This window comes from Aeromonas allosaccharophila, from assembly GCF_000819685.1.
GTDB lineage: Bacteria > Pseudomonadota > Gammaproteobacteria > Enterobacterales > Aeromonadaceae > Aeromonas > Aeromonas allosaccharophila.
Genome location: NZ_CDBR01000073.1, coordinates 1 through 694 on the forward strand (window position 1 = coordinate 1; position 694 = coordinate 694).

Here is a 694-nt window from a genome sequence, read left to right on the forward strand (position 1 = left end):
CATCTATGTGTCAGCAAGCGAGCACGCTCGGTGACGGTGGCTTATCGAGAGCCCCCAAAGGGACGTATTACCGACTTGGTTATCGACTCAACCGGGCTGAAGGTGTTTGGTGAAGGCGAGTGGAAGGTCAGAAAACACGGCGCTGAGAAACGGCGAATCTGGCGCAAGTTGCATCTGGCGGTAGACCCAGCCACTCACGATATCGTGGCGGCGGAAGTCTCGCTGGAAAATGTCCATGATGCCGAGGTGCTGCCCACCTTACTCAACCCACTGCGGCGCAAGCTGGGACGTGTTTATGCGGATGGAGCCTATGACAGCAAAGCCTGCCATCAGCTTATCTCGCGCAAAGGGGCAACAGCCTGTATCCCGCCTCGCAAGAACGCGGGGTTATGGGAAAAGGGACATCCGAGAAATGAGGCGGTGCTGGTGATGCGCAAGGAAGGGTTGGCGCACTGGAAGAAGATATCGGGGTATCACCGTCGCTCGCTGGCGGAAACGGCGATGTATCGGTTCAAGCAGTTGATGACGGGCAAAATCAGTCTGCGAACATACAACGGTCAGGTAGGGGAAGTGATGGCGTATGTTGGTGCAATCAACAAACTGAACACCCTTGGTCTGCCTGTCAGAAAGCCCCGAGTGTAACGGTCACTTGGGGCTGGGGAAGTTGTAACCTGATGGCTGATTTGGGAAACAT

1 protein-coding gene is annotated in these 694 nt (G+C 55.6%); it reads left to right on the top strand.

The window, feature by feature from the left end; genetic code table 11:
* Positions 1 to 642 (top strand): IS5 family transposase (locus BN1115_RS12955; RefSeq protein WP_042657473.1); only part of this gene is annotated, 642 nt, incomplete at its 5' end.
* Between the last annotated feature and the right edge of the window lie 52 nt (positions 643 to 694).